Below are 15,593 nucleotides of genomic sequence, written 5' to 3' on the forward strand. Positions count from 1 at the left end.
GTCTAAAACTGTACGAAAAACCAAAATACCCAAATCTAAACTCGATCCGTATGAAGATATTAGCGATTGATGACCAGCAACTGATTTTAATGTCAGTCAAAAAAAGACTTACTGAAATTGGTTATGAGGTAGCCACGGCCAATAATGGTGAAAAAGGAATTGAACTTTTCGATTCGTTTGAACCAGATTTGGTTCTACTTGACATAAACATGCCCGGAATGTCTGGCTTGAATGTAGTTCAGTACATAAGGCAAGATAGAAGCTCAAAAACTCCTATTATCGTTATGTCAGGCAATACCGATGAAAAGGTCATTGTCGATGGTTTTGAGTTAGGCATCGAAGATTACATGAAGAAGCCGGTAAGTCTAGATGAGATGTCTGCCCGAATCAAAAGAATTGTTGGGGTACCCGAAAATAGTAGTAATCAGAAGACGACCACCGACACCCAGATGTTGCAGAAACATTGCGTGGGGGTTGTTATACCGTGCTATAACGAAGAAGAAAGGTTGTCAAGCGATGAGTTCAAAAAATTTGCCTACCAGAACCTTGGTTACCATCTGTGTTTTGTAAATGATGGTAGTACCGATAATACATTGGCTGTATTGAAAGAACTTCAAAAAGGCAATGAAAATAATATAAGTGTTTACAATTGTGAGAAAAACGGAGGAAAGGCCGAAGCCGTAAGGCAGGGCGTACTTCATTTGTCCAAAGATGAGCAACTTGATTATATCGGTTATTTAGACGCTGATTTATCTACCGATTTTCGTGATTTTGATGATTTGGTAAAAACCCTTGAAAACTCAGAGTTCAAGATTGTAAGCGGATCACGAATAAGTCGTATGGGAGCGAACATCACCAAAGAATCGGCCCGAAAAATTATCAGCATCACTATTAACATGATCATTCAAAAAATATTAGGCATGCCCTTTCAAGACACCCAATGTGGTGCCAAGATTATGGACAGGGATATCGTTACTAATATGTTTCAAAAGAAATTTGTTACCAAATGGCTTTTTGATGTAGAGATATTCATGCGTATGAGAAGGTACTACGGCAAAGAAGAGGCCAAAAGATTGATTTGTGAGCAGCCCCTAAAGCGCTGGATTCATGCTGATGGATCAAAACTTTCAATGAAAGATTCGGTTAAGATTGTCGGTCAATTGGCCCAGATAGCCTACCGCTATCGGTAATTAGAAGGGTTTAACTTTTGACCTGATAGAGATTTAATAAATGTGTCATAAAAAAGCATGGTATAGGCCATGCTTTTTGTTTTACGATATTTCGACTTTAATTCTTTTATAAAAAATCTATTTTCATGATATTTGCAGGCCCTAAGAATTATTAGGGTTTCTTTTCCGCGCACGTGGCGGAATTGGTAGACGCGCCAGCTTGAGGGGCTGGTGACCATTAGGTCGTGGAAGTTCGAGTCTTCTCGTGCGCACAAAAGCCATCTTCTTGATTGAAGATGGCTTTTTTATTGGCCTTATTTAATATCTCGTAGGGCGTCGCCCATCTTTTTTAAGTACCTTTTGAAAAACAAAAAGGTCAAAACGGCTAAGTAATCAATTAATTTTATAAATTTGTTTAACAATCTTTAAAAAAAGATGAACAATATTAAAAAAAGGTTCAGCATCAAAGACTTGGAAAATCTTTCCGGAATCAAAGCGCACACCATCAGAATTTGGGAAAAAAGGTACGATTTGCTATCACCTGAAAGAACCAGTACCAATATTAGAACCTATTCACTGAGCAGCCTTCAGAAATTATTGAACATCACCCTTCTATACAACCACGGTCATAAAATTTCAAAAATTGCGAAAATACCGGATCAGAATATTCCTGAAATGGTTCGCGATATTGTTGCCCACAACAGTGTAAAGAACCATAGCATCAATGCTTTTAAACTTTCGATGATCAATTTCGATCAAACGCTGTTCATGAAAACCTATGATGGTTTGCAAGGCCATAAAAAATTTCATGAAATTTTTAGAGAGGTATTCATACCACTACTTAATGAGTTGGGCATGCTTTGGCAAACAGATACTATAAGTCCGGCACACGAACACTTTCTGACCAACCTGATCAAACAGAAAATTGTTGTCAATACCGAGGAGCATCAAAGCAAGCAGCCCAACAGAAATGATAAAATTTTTGTTCCCTTTTTACCCGACAACGAAATTCACGAAATAGGCCTTTTATTTATCAATTATGAAATTGTAAGGCGAGGTTATCGATCTATTTACCTAGGGCAAACGGTGCCGCTAGATAATCTGACCGAAGTTTTAAAGTATTTCGATAATGTTTGCTTTGTTTCTTATTTCACGGTTGATCCTACAAAAGATTACATCGAAAAATATATCAATGACTTTCAAGAGATTGCCAAAAAGTTCAATCACCCAGAATTGTGGCTTTTAGGTCAACAAGTGCAATACTTGAATTCGGAGAAGCTGCCGGATAATATTAGAACCTTTACGTCAATTGAAGAGGTAACACAAAATTTATAAAACATTAAATGGGTAAAAAAGTAATCATAATCGGTTCAGGATTTTCCTCTTTGTCGGCATCTTGTTATCTGGCAAAAAGCGGTTATGACGTTACTATTTACGAGAAGAACGCATCTATCGGCGGTAGGGCTAGGCAGTTGAAAAAAGAGGGGTTCACTTTTGACATGGGCCCTAGCTGGTACTGGATGCCAGATATTTTTGAGAAATTTTTCAGAGACTTCGGAAAAAGCACCTCCGACTATTATCACCTAGATCGCCTAAATCCCGCTTATTCTATATTCTTTAAGGATGAGGTAGTTACTATTGGTGATACCTTGGAGAAAATATGTTTAGAATTTGAGCGCATTGAAGAAGGAAGCTCTCCACATCTCCGAAATTTTATATCAAGGGCACAGAAAAACTATGATATAGCGATTAATAAGGTAGTTTTAAGACCTGGTCTTTCACCTTTAGAGCTCGTTACACCTGAAACCGTACTTAGACTAGACCAGTTCTTTAAGACTATTAGCGGCGAAGTGCGAAAAAAGTTCAAGAATCCGAAATTGGTAGCGACCTTAGAATTTCCCGTTCTTTTTCTAGGTGCAAAACCCGATAATACTCCTTCATTTTACAGCTTTATGAACTATGCCGATTTTGGTCTCGGCACATGGCATCCCAAAGGTGGCATGTACGAAGTAATCAAGGCGATGGGTCAATTGGCAACTGAACTGGGGGTAGAAATAATTACTGACAGTGCGGTTAAGAATATTGTGGTGACCGATGGCATCGCAACAGGAGTTATTACCAATGGCGAAGAAAAAAAGGCCGATATCGTTCTGAGCGGGGCAGACTATCACCATTCAGAGAGTCTGTTAGTGCCCGAATATCGCCAATACAGTGAAGGTTATTGGAAGAATAAGGTATTTGCTCCCTCTTCCCTCCTGTTTTACATTGGTTTCGACCAAAAATTAGCCAACATACAACACCACAACCTCTTTTTTGATACCGATTTTCAAGCCCATGCCGAAAGTATCTATGATTGCCCCGAATGGCCTCAAGATCCTTTGTTCTATGCCAACTTTCCTTCGGTAACTGATAGTTCAATGGCACCTAAAGACAAAGAGACCGGTTTTTTTCTGGTTCCGATTGCCCCGGGGCTCGAAGATACCCCTCAACTACGTGCACAATATTTTGATATAATCATGGATCGTTTTGAAAAGCTCACGAAACAAAATGTACGCAACCACATCATTTTAAACGAGTCTTTTTGCGTAAACGATTTTATAGAAGAGTACAACTCATACCAGGGTAACGCCTACGGTATGGCCAATACATTAACACAAACAGCCTTTTTAAGACCCAAACTAAAGAGTAAAAAGGTGAAGAATTTATTCTTTACCGGACAGTTGACAGTACCCGGACCCGGGGTGCCGCCAGCATTAATTTCAGGAAAATTAGTTTCCGAACTCATCATGAAAAATCTTAAGTAAAATCTATGAAGGCACTATTTGACAATGTATCGTACCGCTGTAGTAAAGTGGTCACCAAATCATACAGCACCTCTTTTGGTCTGGCTACCAAAATGCTATCGCCATCGATAAGAACCGATATATACAATATTTATGGTTTTGTTCGATTTGCAGACGAAATTGTTGATTCTTTTCATGACTATGATAAAGAAACACTGTTCAATGAGTTTCAAATCGAGTTGGATAAGGCTTTAAAGAACAAAATCAGTCTAAATCCGATTCTTAATTCTTTTCAACATACCTATCATAATTATAACATACCTTATCATTTGGTGGCTTCTTTTATGAAAAGTATGCGAACCGATTTATATAAAAGTACTTATCTCTCAGATGACGAGTATAAAGAATATATTTATGGTTCTGCCGATGTGGTAGGTCTAATGTGCTTGAAGGTATTCGTGAAGGGCAATGAAGAAAAGTATAACGACTTAAAAGAATCTGCCATGGCTTTGGGTTCCGCATTTCAAAAAGTCAATTTTCTTCGAGATTTAAAGGCTGATTACGAAGAACTCAACCGAAGTTACTTTCCGAACACTAATTTTAAAGAGCTTGACGAAATCACCAAAACAAGTATTGTTGACGACATAAAGGCTGATTTTGCACTCGGATATTCAGGTATCGTAAAACTACCACCAGAGGCTCAATTTGGGGTTTATACAGCCTATAGATATTATTATCGCTTGCTCAAAAAATTACAGAACACTCCTCCACTGGAAATTAAGAACGTACGTATCAGGGTACCTAATTATGAAAAATTTGGTTTACTGGCGAGATCCTATGTAAATTATAAACTCAACCTCGTATAGTATGACAATTTTAATTTGGATTTTAATTTTTGTGGGAACCTTTTGTTTTATGGAGTTTATGGCATGGTTCACACATAAGTACATCATGCATGGCTTTCTTTGGAGCCTGCATAGAGATCATCATAAAAAAGACCACGATTCATGGTTTGAAAGAAACGATGCTTTTTTTGTTTTTTATGCCGTGGTAAGTATGGTATTGTTCTATTTGGGTGCTCAAACTTGGTTTTGGTACGGGTGGCCCCTAGGTTTTGGTATTTTAGCCTATGGTATAGCCTATTTTCTGGTTCACGACATCTTTATTCATCAGAGGTTCAAAATGTTTCGTAACACCAACCATTGGTACGCTAAAGGTGTAAGAAGGGCGCACAAAATGCATCACAAACATTTGGGTAAAAGTCACGGGGAATGTTTCGGTATGCTGCTTGTTCCGTTTAAATACTTTAAGAATTGATTACTGGGTGAGTTTAGTTAACAAAGACACTATCTCATCATTATACCAATCTTTGTTCTTTACAGATTTTACTGCGATTCGCCCTTGCCCGTCAATTATATAAGTTCCTGATGGCTCAGGAATTTTAAGAGGCGCAGGTTCGCCAACGATTCGATAGGTTATGGGAAAAGTAAACTTGTTCTCTGACATAAATTCTTCAACGGGTTCGCGCTCTTCGTTGGTCACCACGTAAAAGTCAACATCCTCGTTAAACCCCTCATACAATTTTTGAATATCTGCCAATTCAGATACACTTGGTAAATGCCATGAGGCCCAAAAGTGAATGAAAACTGGTTTACCTTTTGATTTCTCAAAGTTGAAGTAATTCCAATCCGCATCCTTCAGACTCCAGTCATAGCCGGCTATTTTATCTTGATTCGGTTCTTTAATTATTTCCGGGGCCGAGGCAAAAATTTGCATCAACCAAACTTTTGACCAATACCCAACAGGGGTTACAAAAAAGGAAAGAGCTATAGCTATGACCGCTAGGGTCAAAACGGTTTTACGTTTCATACTCGGTTAATGTTGCCCAAAACTAAAAAACTCCCACTTAGCAGCGGGAGTTTTTTATCTAAATTTAATGCTTACCAAACTTTAGGCGGCATTTTCTCTTTTAATTACATTCAACGCAGAACCTTCTTTAAACCAACCAATTTGGGCGGCGTTATAAGTATGGTTTGCTTTGATAGTATCTTTTGAACCATCTGCATGAACTATTTCAATGGTCAAAGGTTTATCAGGAGCAAATTCAGCTAGATCAACAAAGTTGAAAGTATCATCTTCTTGAATAAGGTCGTAATCGCTTTCATTGGCAAACGTTAAGGCCAACATACCTTGTTTCTTTAGATTGGTCTCGTGAATACGGGCAAAAGATTTTACTAATACCGCAGCTACCCCTAAATGTCTAGGTTGCATCGCTGCATGCTCACGAGAAGAACCTTCACCATAGTTATGGTCACCCACCACAATAGTTCTGATACCCTTCGCTTTGTACTCGCGCTGTACATCGGGTACACCGCCATATTCACCGCTCAGTTGACTCTTCACAAAGTTGGTTTTCTTGTTAAAGGCATTAACAGCACCAATCAACGTATTGTTGGCGATGTTATCTAAGTGACCTCTAAAACGTAACCAAGGGCCCGCCATAGAAATATGATCCGTAGTACATTTACCAAAAGCCTTGATCAACAATTTTGCACCTTTCATCTGTTCAGGTTGAATAGGCTCAAAAGGACTCAATATTTGTAAACGCTCAGAATCAGTAGCAACTTTTACTTCTACACTTGAACCATCTTCCTTTGGTGCCAAATAACCTGCATCTTCGACCTCGAAGCCTTTAATTGGCAATTCAATGCCCATAGGCTCATCAAGCTTCACTTCCTCACCATCTTCATTGATCAAAGAATCTTTCATCGGATCAAAATCCAACTTACCTGAAATGGCAATTGCGGCTACCATTTCCGGTGAACCAACAAATGCGTGGGTATTTGGGTTTCCATCGGCTCTTTTAGAGAAGTTTCTGTTAAAAGAATGTACAATGGTGTTCTTTTCCTCTCCTTTCAAATCACTTCTATCCCACTGACCGATACATGGCCCGCATGCATTGGTAAACACGGTTGCTCCTAAATCTTCGAAGATTTGCAACAGACCATCACGTTCGGCTGTATAGCGAATCTGCTCTGAACCTGGGTTAATACCGAAATCTGACTTCGGCTTAATTTTCTTGGTAATAGCTTGCTTTGCGATAGAGGCTGCACGAGTCAAATCTTCGTAGGAAGAGTTGGTACAAGAACCGATCAACCCCCAATCAACATTGATTGGCCATCCGTTTTCTTTGGCCTTCACACCCAACTCACCTACTGGCGTAGCCAAATCTGGGGTAAATGGTCCGTTCAAATGCGGCCTAAGCTCATCTAGGTTTATCTCAATCAATTCATCAAAGTACTGCTCAGGGTTGGCATACACCTCTTCGTCTGCAGTCAAATATTCTCTTACTTTATTAGCCTCATCGGCAACATCGCTTCTGTCGGTAGCTCTTAGGTAACGCTCCATAGAATCGTCGTAACCAAAAGTGGAAGTAGTTGCACCTACCTCAGCACCCATATTACAGATAGTACCTTTACCGGTACATGAAAGATTCTTGGCACCTTCACCAAAATATTCAATGATTGCACCTGTACCACCTTTAACGGTTAGAATACCGGCTACTTTAAGAATTACATCTTTTGCGGAAGTCCAACCAGAAATATTACCGGTTAATTTGACTCCTATCAATTTAGGAAATTTAAGTTCCCAAGCCATTCCGGCCATTACATCAACTGCATCGGCACCACCAACACCAATGGCCACCATACCCAAACCACCAGCGTTCACCGTGTGAGAATCGGTACCTATCATCATTCCTCCAGGAAATGCATAATTTTCAAGAACTACCTGGTGAATTATACCTGCACCTGGTTTCCAGAAACCGATTCCGTATTTATTCGAAACCGACTCTAAAAAATCGAAAACCTCGGCACTAGTGCTATTGGCTGACTGCAAATCTTTCGCAGCACCACTTTTTGCTTGTATCAAGTGATCACAGTGAACTGTAGTTGGAACGGCCACTTTTTTCTTTCCGGCCTGCATAAATTGCAAAAGGGCCATCTGAGCCGTGGCATCTTGACAGGCAATACGATCCGGAGCAAAATCAACATAGTCTTTCCCCCTTTTAAATGCAGTGGTAGGGTTACCGTCCCACAGGTGGGAATATAAAATTTTCTCCGAAAGGGTAAGAGGTTTGCCAACTATTTCACGGGCCTTATCAACACGCTCGGCCATGTTGGCGTACACCCCTTTTATCATATCGATATCGAATGCCATTATTTTATCTTGTTTTAGGTTATTGTAATCCCGTAAAATTAATAAAATAGAAGGGGCAAATAAAATTTTTAGGGTAGGATTGCGGTGTTTTTAATCAATTTAAATAATAATGAGAATTCTGTGATAAAAATGGCAGCTAAACGGATTGCGAACCCTGCCAAAACCTATTTTTTTGGGAATAAAATTGAACGCTAAAATCGATTGTTTGAAAGGATTTTAGTTTACCAAGAAAATTGAAGTATCTGGTGATAAAACAACTCTAGTTCAGATAGTGATTTAGAGCAATTCGGCAATTATTTGCTCTTCTGAAATACCTTCCGCCTCTGCCTTGTAATTCTTAATAATTCTATGACGCAATATGCCTATAGCAACTGCCTGAACATCTTCGGCATCGGGTGAGAATTTACCGTTCACCGCTGCATGGGCCTTTGCCGCCAAAATAAGGTTTTGTGAGGCCCTCGGCCCCGCTCCCCAATCTATGTACTGCTGAACAAATTCTGAAGTGCCACTTAAATTCGGCCTGGTGGAGTTCACGAGTTTCACGGCATATTCAATCACGTTTTCGGGTACGGGAATGCGTCTTATCAAATGTTGAACGGCTACTATCTCATCTGCATTGAACAAAGGATTAACGGTTACCGTATCATCGGTAGTAGTCGTTTTAACCACCTCTATTTCTTCGGCTATAGACGGATATTTAAGTTCGATAGCGAACATAAACCTATCTAATTGGGCTTCTGGTAAAGGGTAAGTACCTTCTTGCTCTATAGGATTTTGGGTAGCCAAAACAAAATATGGGAGTGAAAGTTGATGTTGCACACCGGAAATTGTCACAGCCCTTTCTTGCATCGCTTCCAATAAAGCAGCTTGGGTCTTTGGCGGAGTTCTATTGATTTCATCTGCCAAAATTATGTTGGCAAAAACAGGCCCCTTGATAAATTTAAATTTTCGGTCTTGATCTAATATTTCGCTACCGAGAATATCACTGGGCATTAAATCAGGTGTAAATTGAATTCTCTTAAAATCTAGCCCCAAGGTCTGGGCGATGGTATTGACCATTAAGGTCTTTGCCAACCCGGGCACACCAATCAATAAAGAATGCCCCCCTGTATAGATGCTTAAAAGAATCTGATCAATTACCTCATTTTGGCCAACTATTACCTTGGCGATTTCATTTTTGAGGGCCTTATGCTTTTCAACCAGGTTTTCAATTGCCGTTACATCTGACATGCAATTACTGTTTTACCCAGTTATTGGCAAAATCGCAATCGTGGTTAGATTCATTAACACTGATATAGGTTTCTTCGATGTGCTCGTCCATCCACTTTTTAATCTCGTTGTATTGCTTTTCTGTCTTCGCCAATTGCTGGATCTTCAGGTAGTCTTTCGCAAAATCTGCTTCGTGCTCATCGAACCTATTGGTCACCTTAAGAATTTTGTATTTCGGACCTCCTCCCCTTGGGTCTTGCTCCAAGATAGGATTAGAAACCTCATCATCTTTAAGATTTCTTACTTGATTGTAAAGGGTCGGATCCATTTTGGTAAGCTCAAAACGGCTATCGAAAGTGGTAGGGTTTCTTAACAGCCCACCATCAAATTTAGTTTCCTTCTCATCTGAAAAATTCAAAGCCGCCTGGGCGAAGGTGTACTTACCTTCTGAAATATGCTTTCTAATGGTGTCAAGTTCCGATTTCGCATCATCCAGGGCCTTTTGGGAGATTTCAGGCTGCATTAAAATATGCCTCAAATCCAATTCCTGGCCTCTTATTTTCTCAATATAAATAATATGATATCCAAATTGGGTCTCAAAAGGTTCTGAAATCTCACCTTCCTTAAGGCTAAAAGCAACATCTTTAAAGGTCTTATCAAAACCGGTTTCTTTTGTAATACTATAAAAACCACCTTTAGACTTAGAGCCTGGGTCTTGTGAGTAAAGAATGGCCTTCACGCTAAAACTAGCATCATTGTCTTCTACATCTGCCTTGATGGCATTGAGTTTATCTACAACATTTTGCTTTTCTTTTTCTGATGGTTCAGGAGATTTTACAATTTGTGCGATTTCCATTTCTGCACCAAAAACAGGTCGCTCTTCTTTCGGAATCTTATTATAGAACTGACGAACTTCTTCCGGCGTAATCTCTACACCTTCAACAATGCTTCCCTGCATTTTTTCAGAAAGCATTCTCAACTTGTTGATCTTGTTAATGTCTTCACGAAGGCTAGCCTCATCTTCCTTCTTATAGAATTTCAGCAATTTTTCCATCGAACCGATCTGCTGTACGAACCCCTGTATCTGACGCTCGGTAGTCGCTGCCACCTCATCATCGGATACCAAAAGACTGTCTTGAACCGCTTGGTGAGCATACAGACGGTCTTCCATCAGTTTTCCTAAAAGTCCGCAGCGGGTAATATCTGCCGTTGAGGCGCCTTGGCTTTTTAAATCGATCAATGTCTTTTCGATATCGGAATCAAGAATTACATAATCACCGACTACGGCGGCAATACCATCAAGTTTTACCTTCTTGAAGTTTCTTACGGTATCTTTAGTTACGACGGGTGCTTCAGTTTCTGTAGTTACTAATGCTTCATCTTGCGCATCTTGCTCTGTAACCGTCTCTTGTGCAAAGCCCGTAATGGCGATTACTGACATCAAAGAAAATAATCCTAATACTTTATTCATCATCTGTATAGATTTCAAATTCATTTTTTTTAATGGCCTCATCCAATATTTCAGTCTCCAGTTTACGAAGAAAGTCGAGCTTTCTACGGCTTAGAAGAACTTGTTCTATTTGAGGTTCTATATAAGACAAAGGTGCAATTTCGTTCACCTCTTTTACATCGACGATTTTAGCCAAATATACCCCCTTCTCATCCTCTAACTCGAAAAATTGTGATTTTTTTAGATGTTTATCGGCATCTTCAAATGTTAATGGAGGTATTTCACCTATAACCCTGGCAGCACTGACCCAAAGTGAGTCATTAAAGTTCAGTTTTCTAAACTGTACCCCTATACTGTCTAAATAAACCTTATCTTCTGGTTTAAAGCTCTTTAGTCTATCAATAACTTCATCTTTGTTCAAAAATTGTTTGGGAAGCTCTACAAATCGCAATTGAACTACCTTTTCTTTTAGCTTAAAATTCTCTTTCTCAGCTTCATAGAACTGTTCCAATTGCGAATTACTAATGATAGAATCGCTTCCTTGACGAACCAATGCTTCTTTATACGCCCTTGTATAAAGGTCGGTACGATAGTTTGCTACCAAAGCATCATACTCCGATAGTTTGTCTTCCGGAAGGTTGATTTTGGCCTTATCTAACAGCAATTGTTTTGAAGCCCAATTATTGATATAATTCGTAACGAACGAAGCACTGTCTTCTTTCGAAATACCTTGTGCCAAAAGTTTAGATACCTCTTCTTTGTACAAATAGTTTTCGCCTACCCGAGCAATATACTCGGGCTCCTCTTTCTTGAAAAAGGAACCACAACCCACGGCCACCATCATTAAAAGTAATGGAAAGCCTCTTTTCACCCTTACTTTTTTGAAGAGTTGTAAAAATTTCATCCTGCAAAAATAAAAAAACCGAAATGGCGTGCAAAGCCTAACCTATTACTTAACAGATTTTTGGCGACCGCCTATTTTATTCATTACTTTAGGCTTGCATTGTTCAACAATGAGATATTCAATTCCAAAGCCAGACCTGAATACTTACGATACAAATATTCACAATGAAATATACGACAGAAATTAGGGTAAATGTACCTCGCCAAGTTTTCATTACAAAAATGGATAATGCAGATAACATGAAGCATTGGCAGGAAGGCCTTCTTTCGTTCGAATTTCTATCAGGAAAACCGGGAAGCGAAGGGGCGAAAATGGAACTGACCTATAAAATGAAAAACAGGGAAATGGTCTTGATCGAAACTATTTTAAAAAATAATTTCCCTTTTGAATTTCACGCCACTTACGATGCCAAAAATGTGCATAACATTCAAAAAAATTATTTTCAGGATATTGATGGGCATAGCACACAGTGGATCTGCGAAACCGAATTTCAATTTTCGGGACTCATGATGAAGACCATGGGCTTCTTAATGCCAGGCGCTTTTAAAAAGCAAACACTTAAATACATGAAAGACTTCAAGGCCTTTGCCGAAGACAGAATTTCGGTATCAAAATAAAATAGAGAGATGGAGAGGAAAATAAAAATGATTTGGGATTTTAGAGGGCCGGCAGCAGAAAAAACGGCAGAACATCACGTAATCCACTTAAAAGAATTTATCGCAGTTGAAAAAACAGAACTTGATATTACAGGTCACCAGCAATTAAATGAAATGCATAGTATTGCCTACATGGTGGTGACAGAGAACGAAATGAAAGCCATACGCGATGCCCTTCGGCCTCATCGTGGTGAAATCTATGAAGAATAAGGCCTATGAACATTAGAAGCCTTATCTTTATCATCAGTGTTGTGTTTCTGACATGCAAACCGACCAAAACGATTGAAGATCCCTTGTTGCATGTTCTCAGTTCAGAACAACCTGAAATCAAAAGGGTCATTGACAGTCTGGAACAATTTGAAGTACAAATAAGATACACCCAAATCAATAGAACTGAACAAGGTGTAACCTTTAAAGATTATGACTTTCAGGTTAACGACAATCAATATTTTTACCCCGCCAGTACGGTAAAGTTTCCGATTGCCGTTCTGGCTTTGGAAAAACTGAACGAATTGAATTCGATTCAGATGAACACTCGTTTTTATATAGAAGGAGACTCGGTAGAAACTACTTTTTTAAAAACGATTTCCGAAATTTTTGCTGTGAGCGATAACGACGCCAACAACCGTTTGGTTGAATTCATGGGCCAAGATTACATCAATTCTACCCTAAAGGCCAAAAAAATTGCTCCTGTTCGAATCGCCCATCGCTTGGGGTACCATTCAGAAGATCTGGCTACAAAACCACTGGTCATCTATGAGAACGACAGTACCACGACCCAACTGCCATCTACTATCAATACAGCACCTGAGCAATTGAATTTAGATAAAATAAAAAAGGGTAATGGATACTACGATGAGGAAAATCTCATTGAAGAACCTTATGATTTCAGTTTCAAGAATTATTATCCTATCAGTACCCAACATGAGGTCTTAAAACGGGTAATTTTTCCTGATGTGTTCGAAACGTCGGAACAATTTCATCTTTCGGAAGAACAAAGCTCTGCTTTACTGAAAGCAATGCACACGGTACCAAGAAAGGTGGGTTACGATCCAAAAACCTACTACGATGGTTATTGCAAATTCTTTATGTACGGAGATACGAAAGAAAATATTCCGGATCACATTGAAATCTACAATAAAGTAGGTTTTGCTTACGGTACTTTGACCGATTGCGCCTATATAAAAGATTTGAATAACCAAGTTGATTTCTTGATTACCGCTACCATTTTGGTCAATAAAAATGGTATTTTTAATGACAATGATTATGAATACGAAGAGGTAGGCATTCCTTTTTTGGCAGAGTTGGGCAGACAGCTATACCAACTTGAACTAAGCCGGAAAAAATAAATTCGATTTTACTGTAAAACTCAAAACCTTGGCAACTATGGGCAATTTGACTTTTGAATCGTTTACCAAAAAAATCTACCTGAAAAGCTCTTTGAAAAAGCTTTATTGGTGCTGGGCAACTAAAGAAGGTATTTGCACTTGGTTTCTAAGTAGCGCTCAATATGCAACAAAAGAAGGCGAAATCAGAAAGATGGACGAGCCTGTTCAAGAGGGCGACAACTATGTTTGGGAATGGCATAATTGGAACGGTCAAGAGAAAGGTCAAATTTTATTTGCCAATGGTGTCGACCATCTTGAATTTTCATTCGCGGGAAGTTGTAAAGTATCCATCAAACTTAAGGAAGTGAATTCTTTTATTCTACTCACCTTAAATCAATATGATATTCCGACAGATGAGAAAAGTAAAATGAACATTTACAATGGCTGTAGCAACGGATGGACTTTCTGGATGGCCAATCTAAAGGCCTATGTAGAACACGGCATTCTTTTAAATGAAACCGAGAACGACCTTACCAATGAACCACTTGCAGGTCACATTTTCGTAAATATGTAAAAATGTACGATAAGGTAAAAAGTATAAGAACGTTTATCGGGGCCCACAATTTTGAAGAATCTAGGCTCTTTTATCAATCTCTTGACTTTGAGGAGAGAGTTATAAGTGACAAAATGAGCTTATTTATTGTCAACGACCATCTTTCTTTCTATCTGCAAGATTATTATGTGAAAGATTGGATAGACAATTCAATGGTTCTTTTGGAAATGGAAGATTTAGATGCCTATTATGACTATCTAAGGTCCAAAAACTTAAGAAGTCGATTTAGTACGGTCAAATTTACCAAGATCAAGAATTTCGATTACGGACGGGAAATTTTCTTGCACGACCCCTCAGGCGTTCTATGGCACTTTTGTGAATTAAAAAAATAAAGCGCCTTACATAAAGACTTCGCATCGCAACCTCATAAATCTTGAGTACTTAATTACCCCATTAGTCTTGCTACTGATCGATTAGTTCTTTGTTCGGAAAGCCATAACTTTGTACCCTTAAAAAATCAGTAGTGCAAGAACCAAAACAGACACGCATCAACAAATACCTTAGCGAGGTCGGTTATTGCTCAAGAAGAGCGGCCGATAAACTTATTGAGCAAGGCAGGGTTACCATTAACGGAAAAGTGCCTGAAATGGGAACGAAAATAAGTGAAGGTGACGATGTGCGGGTTGATGGAAAATTGATAAACGAACCCGAAGAGAAACCGGTCTACCTTGCTTTTAACAAGCCTATAGGCATCGTTTGCACTACCGATACGCGTGTCGAAAAAGACAACATCATCGATTTCATCAATTATCCTAAAAGAATTTTTCCCATCGGTAGGTTGGACAAGCCAAGTGAGGGACTCATTTTTTTGACCAACGATGGAGATATCGTGAATAAAATTTTGCGTGCCAGAAATCATCACGAGAAAGAATATTTAGTTACCGTTAATCGACCTATAACAAAAGACTTTCTAAATAAGATGAGTAATGGCGTCCCAATTCTTGATACCGTTACAAGAAAATGTAAAGTGGAACAGATCAGCAATTTCGAATTCAAAATTATTTTGACCCAAGGCCTTAACCGCCAAATACGGCGCATGTGCGAGTATTTAGATTATAGGGTTACTCGGCTAAAGCGCATTCGCATTATGAACGTAAAATTAGACGTTCCAGTCGGAAAATGGAGAGACCTTACCGCTACCGAACTCAAAGAAATAAACAAGCTAGTCTCTTCTTCTGCCAAAACCCACGACTAACACCTTCAATACTAGAGGGTGGCCCCATACTCAACAACCTTGCGGAAAAAGCAATTTTTAACATCCTA

Annotated in this window: 16 protein-coding genes and 1 tRNA gene; 12 read left to right on the forward strand and 5 right to left on the reverse strand. The window is 39.1% G+C overall.

Going from position 1 to position 15,593, the window contains the following annotated elements:
* Positions 1-50: 50 nt before the first annotated feature.
* The 6 genes from IL356_RS16375 (at position 51) to IL356_RS16400 (ending at position 5,269) form a co-directional block, all read left to right on the forward strand.
* Positions 51-1,190 (forward strand): response regulator, encoded by a 1,140-nt coding sequence (locus tag IL356_RS16375; RefSeq protein WP_121849659.1) that lies wholly within the window; start codon positions 51-53, stop codon positions 1,188-1,190.
* 167 nt (positions 1,191-1,357) lie between these two features.
* Positions 1,358-1,441: transfer RNA gene (locus tag IL356_RS16380), tRNA-Leu, on the forward strand.
* Between the two features lie 163 nt (positions 1,442-1,604).
* Positions 1,605-2,504: a MerR family transcriptional regulator gene (locus IL356_RS16385; protein WP_121849660.1), complete on the forward strand. Its 900-nt coding sequence runs from the start codon at positions 1,605-1,607 to the stop codon at positions 2,502-2,504.
* A gap of 8 nt (positions 2,505-2,512) precedes the next feature.
* Entirely contained in the window at positions 2,513-3,973 is a 1,461-nt protein-coding gene (locus tag IL356_RS16390; RefSeq protein ID WP_121849661.1) for a phytoene desaturase family protein, read from the forward strand.
* Between the two features lie 5 nt (positions 3,974-3,978).
* Positions 3,979-4,818, forward strand: a complete 840-nt coding sequence (locus IL356_RS16395; protein ID WP_121849662.1) for a phytoene/squalene synthase family protein — start codon at positions 3,979-3,981, stop codon at positions 4,816-4,818.
* 1 nt (position 4,819) lies between these two features.
* Positions 4,820-5,269 carry a sterol desaturase family protein gene (locus tag IL356_RS16400; protein ID WP_121849663.1) on the forward strand — a complete coding sequence of 150 codons (450 nt, stop codon included), beginning with the start codon at positions 4,820-4,822 and terminating at the stop codon, positions 5,267-5,269.
* Here the strand turns inward: IL356_RS16400 and IL356_RS16405 are convergent, their stop codons facing one another.
* The 5 genes from IL356_RS16405 to IL356_RS16425 form a co-directional block, all read right to left on the reverse strand.
* Positions 5,270-5,821, reverse strand: a complete 552-nt coding sequence (locus IL356_RS16405; RefSeq protein ID WP_121849664.1) for a TlpA family protein disulfide reductase — start codon at positions 5,819-5,821, stop codon at positions 5,270-5,272.
* 81 nt (positions 5,822-5,902) lie between these two features.
* Entirely contained in the window at positions 5,903-8,170 is a 2,268-nt protein-coding gene (locus IL356_RS16410; protein ID WP_121849665.1) for an aconitate hydratase, read from the reverse strand.
* Positions 8,171-8,446: 276 nt separating this feature from the next.
* Positions 8,447-9,400: an AAA family ATPase gene (locus IL356_RS16415; RefSeq protein ID WP_121849666.1), complete on the reverse strand. Its 954-nt coding sequence runs from the start codon at positions 9,398-9,400 to the stop codon at positions 8,447-8,449.
* A gap of 4 nt (positions 9,401-9,404) precedes the next feature.
* The gene (locus IL356_RS16420) at positions 9,405-10,850 is read right to left on the reverse strand and encodes a peptidylprolyl isomerase (protein WP_121850755.1); all 1,446 of its coding nucleotides are present in this window, start codon (positions 10,848-10,850) and stop codon (positions 9,405-9,407) included.
* Positions 10,843-11,733 (reverse strand): peptidyl-prolyl cis-trans isomerase, encoded by an 891-nt coding sequence (locus IL356_RS16425; protein ID WP_121849667.1) that lies wholly within the window; start codon positions 11,731-11,733, stop codon positions 10,843-10,845. Before IL356_RS16425 ends, IL356_RS16420 begins: the two co-directional genes overlap by 8 nt.
* Positions 11,734-11,897: 164 nt before the next feature.
* Between IL356_RS16425 and IL356_RS16430 the strand changes: the two genes are divergently transcribed.
* The 6 genes from IL356_RS16430 to rluF all read left to right on the forward strand — a co-directional run bounded on the left by IL356_RS16430 (position 11,898) and on the right by rluF (position 15,525).
* Positions 11,898-12,350 carry an SRPBCC family protein gene (locus tag IL356_RS16430; RefSeq protein ID WP_121849668.1) on the forward strand — a complete coding sequence of 151 codons (453 nt, stop codon included), beginning with the start codon at positions 11,898-11,900 and terminating at the stop codon, positions 12,348-12,350.
* A gap of 9 nt (positions 12,351-12,359) precedes the next feature.
* Positions 12,360-12,599, forward strand: coding sequence for a hypothetical protein (locus tag IL356_RS16435; RefSeq protein ID WP_121849669.1), 240 nt, complete (start codon positions 12,360-12,362; stop codon positions 12,597-12,599).
* Between the two features lie 5 nt (positions 12,600-12,604).
* Positions 12,605-13,738: a serine hydrolase gene (locus IL356_RS16440; protein ID WP_121849670.1), complete on the forward strand. Its 1,134-nt coding sequence runs from the start codon at positions 12,605-12,607 to the stop codon at positions 13,736-13,738.
* A gap of 37 nt (positions 13,739-13,775) precedes the next feature.
* Positions 13,776-14,291: an SRPBCC family protein gene (locus tag IL356_RS16445; RefSeq protein ID WP_121849671.1), complete on the forward strand. Its 516-nt coding sequence runs from the start codon at positions 13,776-13,778 to the stop codon at positions 14,289-14,291.
* 2 nt (positions 14,292-14,293) lie between these two features.
* Positions 14,294-14,662, forward strand: coding sequence for a VOC family protein (locus IL356_RS16450; RefSeq protein WP_121849672.1), 369 nt, complete (start codon positions 14,294-14,296; stop codon positions 14,660-14,662).
* Positions 14,663-14,793: 131 nt separating this feature from the next.
* A complete protein-coding gene (gene rluF, locus IL356_RS16455) occupies positions 14,794-15,525 on the forward strand; it encodes a 23S rRNA pseudouridine(2604) synthase RluF (RefSeq protein WP_121849673.1) in 732 nt (243 codons plus the stop codon).
* Positions 15,526-15,593: the final 68 nt, after the last annotated feature.

The sequence above is a fragment of the Euzebyella marina genome (assembly GCF_014855515.1).
Classification (GTDB): domain Bacteria; phylum Bacteroidota; class Bacteroidia; order Flavobacteriales; family Flavobacteriaceae; genus Euzebyella; species Euzebyella marina.

Coding starts and splice junctions, on each gene's coding strand:
- IL356_RS16395 (WP_121849662.1), top strand. CDS start 3,979: ATGAAGGCACTATTTGACAATGTATCGTACCGCTGTAGTAAAGTGGTC.
- IL356_RS16405 (WP_121849664.1), bottom strand. CDS start 5,821: ATGAAACGTAAAACCGTTTTGACCCTAGCGGTCATAGCTATAGCTCTT.
- IL356_RS16435 (WP_121849669.1), top strand. CDS start 12,360: ATGGAGAGGAAAATAAAAATGATTTGGGATTTTAGAGGGCCGGCAGCA.
- IL356_RS16440 (WP_121849670.1), top strand. CDS start 12,605: ATGAACATTAGAAGCCTTATCTTTATCATCAGTGTTGTGTTTCTGACA.
- IL356_RS16375 (WP_121849659.1), top strand. CDS start 51: ATGAAGATATTAGCGATTGATGACCAGCAACTGATTTTAATGTCAGTC.
- IL356_RS16450 (WP_121849672.1), top strand. CDS start 14,294: ATGTACGATAAGGTAAAAAGTATAAGAACGTTTATCGGGGCCCACAAT.
- IL356_RS16390 (WP_121849661.1), top strand. CDS start 2,513: ATGGGTAAAAAAGTAATCATAATCGGTTCAGGATTTTCCTCTTTGTCG.
- IL356_RS16425 (WP_121849667.1), bottom strand. CDS start 11,733: ATGAAATTTTTACAACTCTTCAAAAAAGTAAGGGTGAAAAGAGGCTTT.
- IL356_RS16410 (WP_121849665.1), bottom strand. CDS start 8,170: ATGGCATTCGATATCGATATGATAAAAGGGGTGTACGCCAACATGGCC.
- IL356_RS16400 (WP_121849663.1), top strand. CDS start 4,820: ATGACAATTTTAATTTGGATTTTAATTTTTGTGGGAACCTTTTGTTTT.
- IL356_RS16385 (WP_121849660.1), top strand. CDS start 1,605: ATGAACAATATTAAAAAAAGGTTCAGCATCAAAGACTTGGAAAATCTT.
- IL356_RS16415 (WP_121849666.1), bottom strand. CDS start 9,400: ATGTCAGATGTAACGGCAATTGAAAACCTGGTTGAAAAGCATAAGGCC.
- IL356_RS16445 (WP_121849671.1), top strand. CDS start 13,776: ATGGGCAATTTGACTTTTGAATCGTTTACCAAAAAAATCTACCTGAAA.
- IL356_RS16430 (WP_121849668.1), top strand. CDS start 11,898: ATGAAATATACGACAGAAATTAGGGTAAATGTACCTCGCCAAGTTTTC.
- IL356_RS16420 (WP_121850755.1), bottom strand. CDS start 10,850: ATGAATAAAGTATTAGGATTATTTTCTTTGATGTCAGTAATCGCCATT.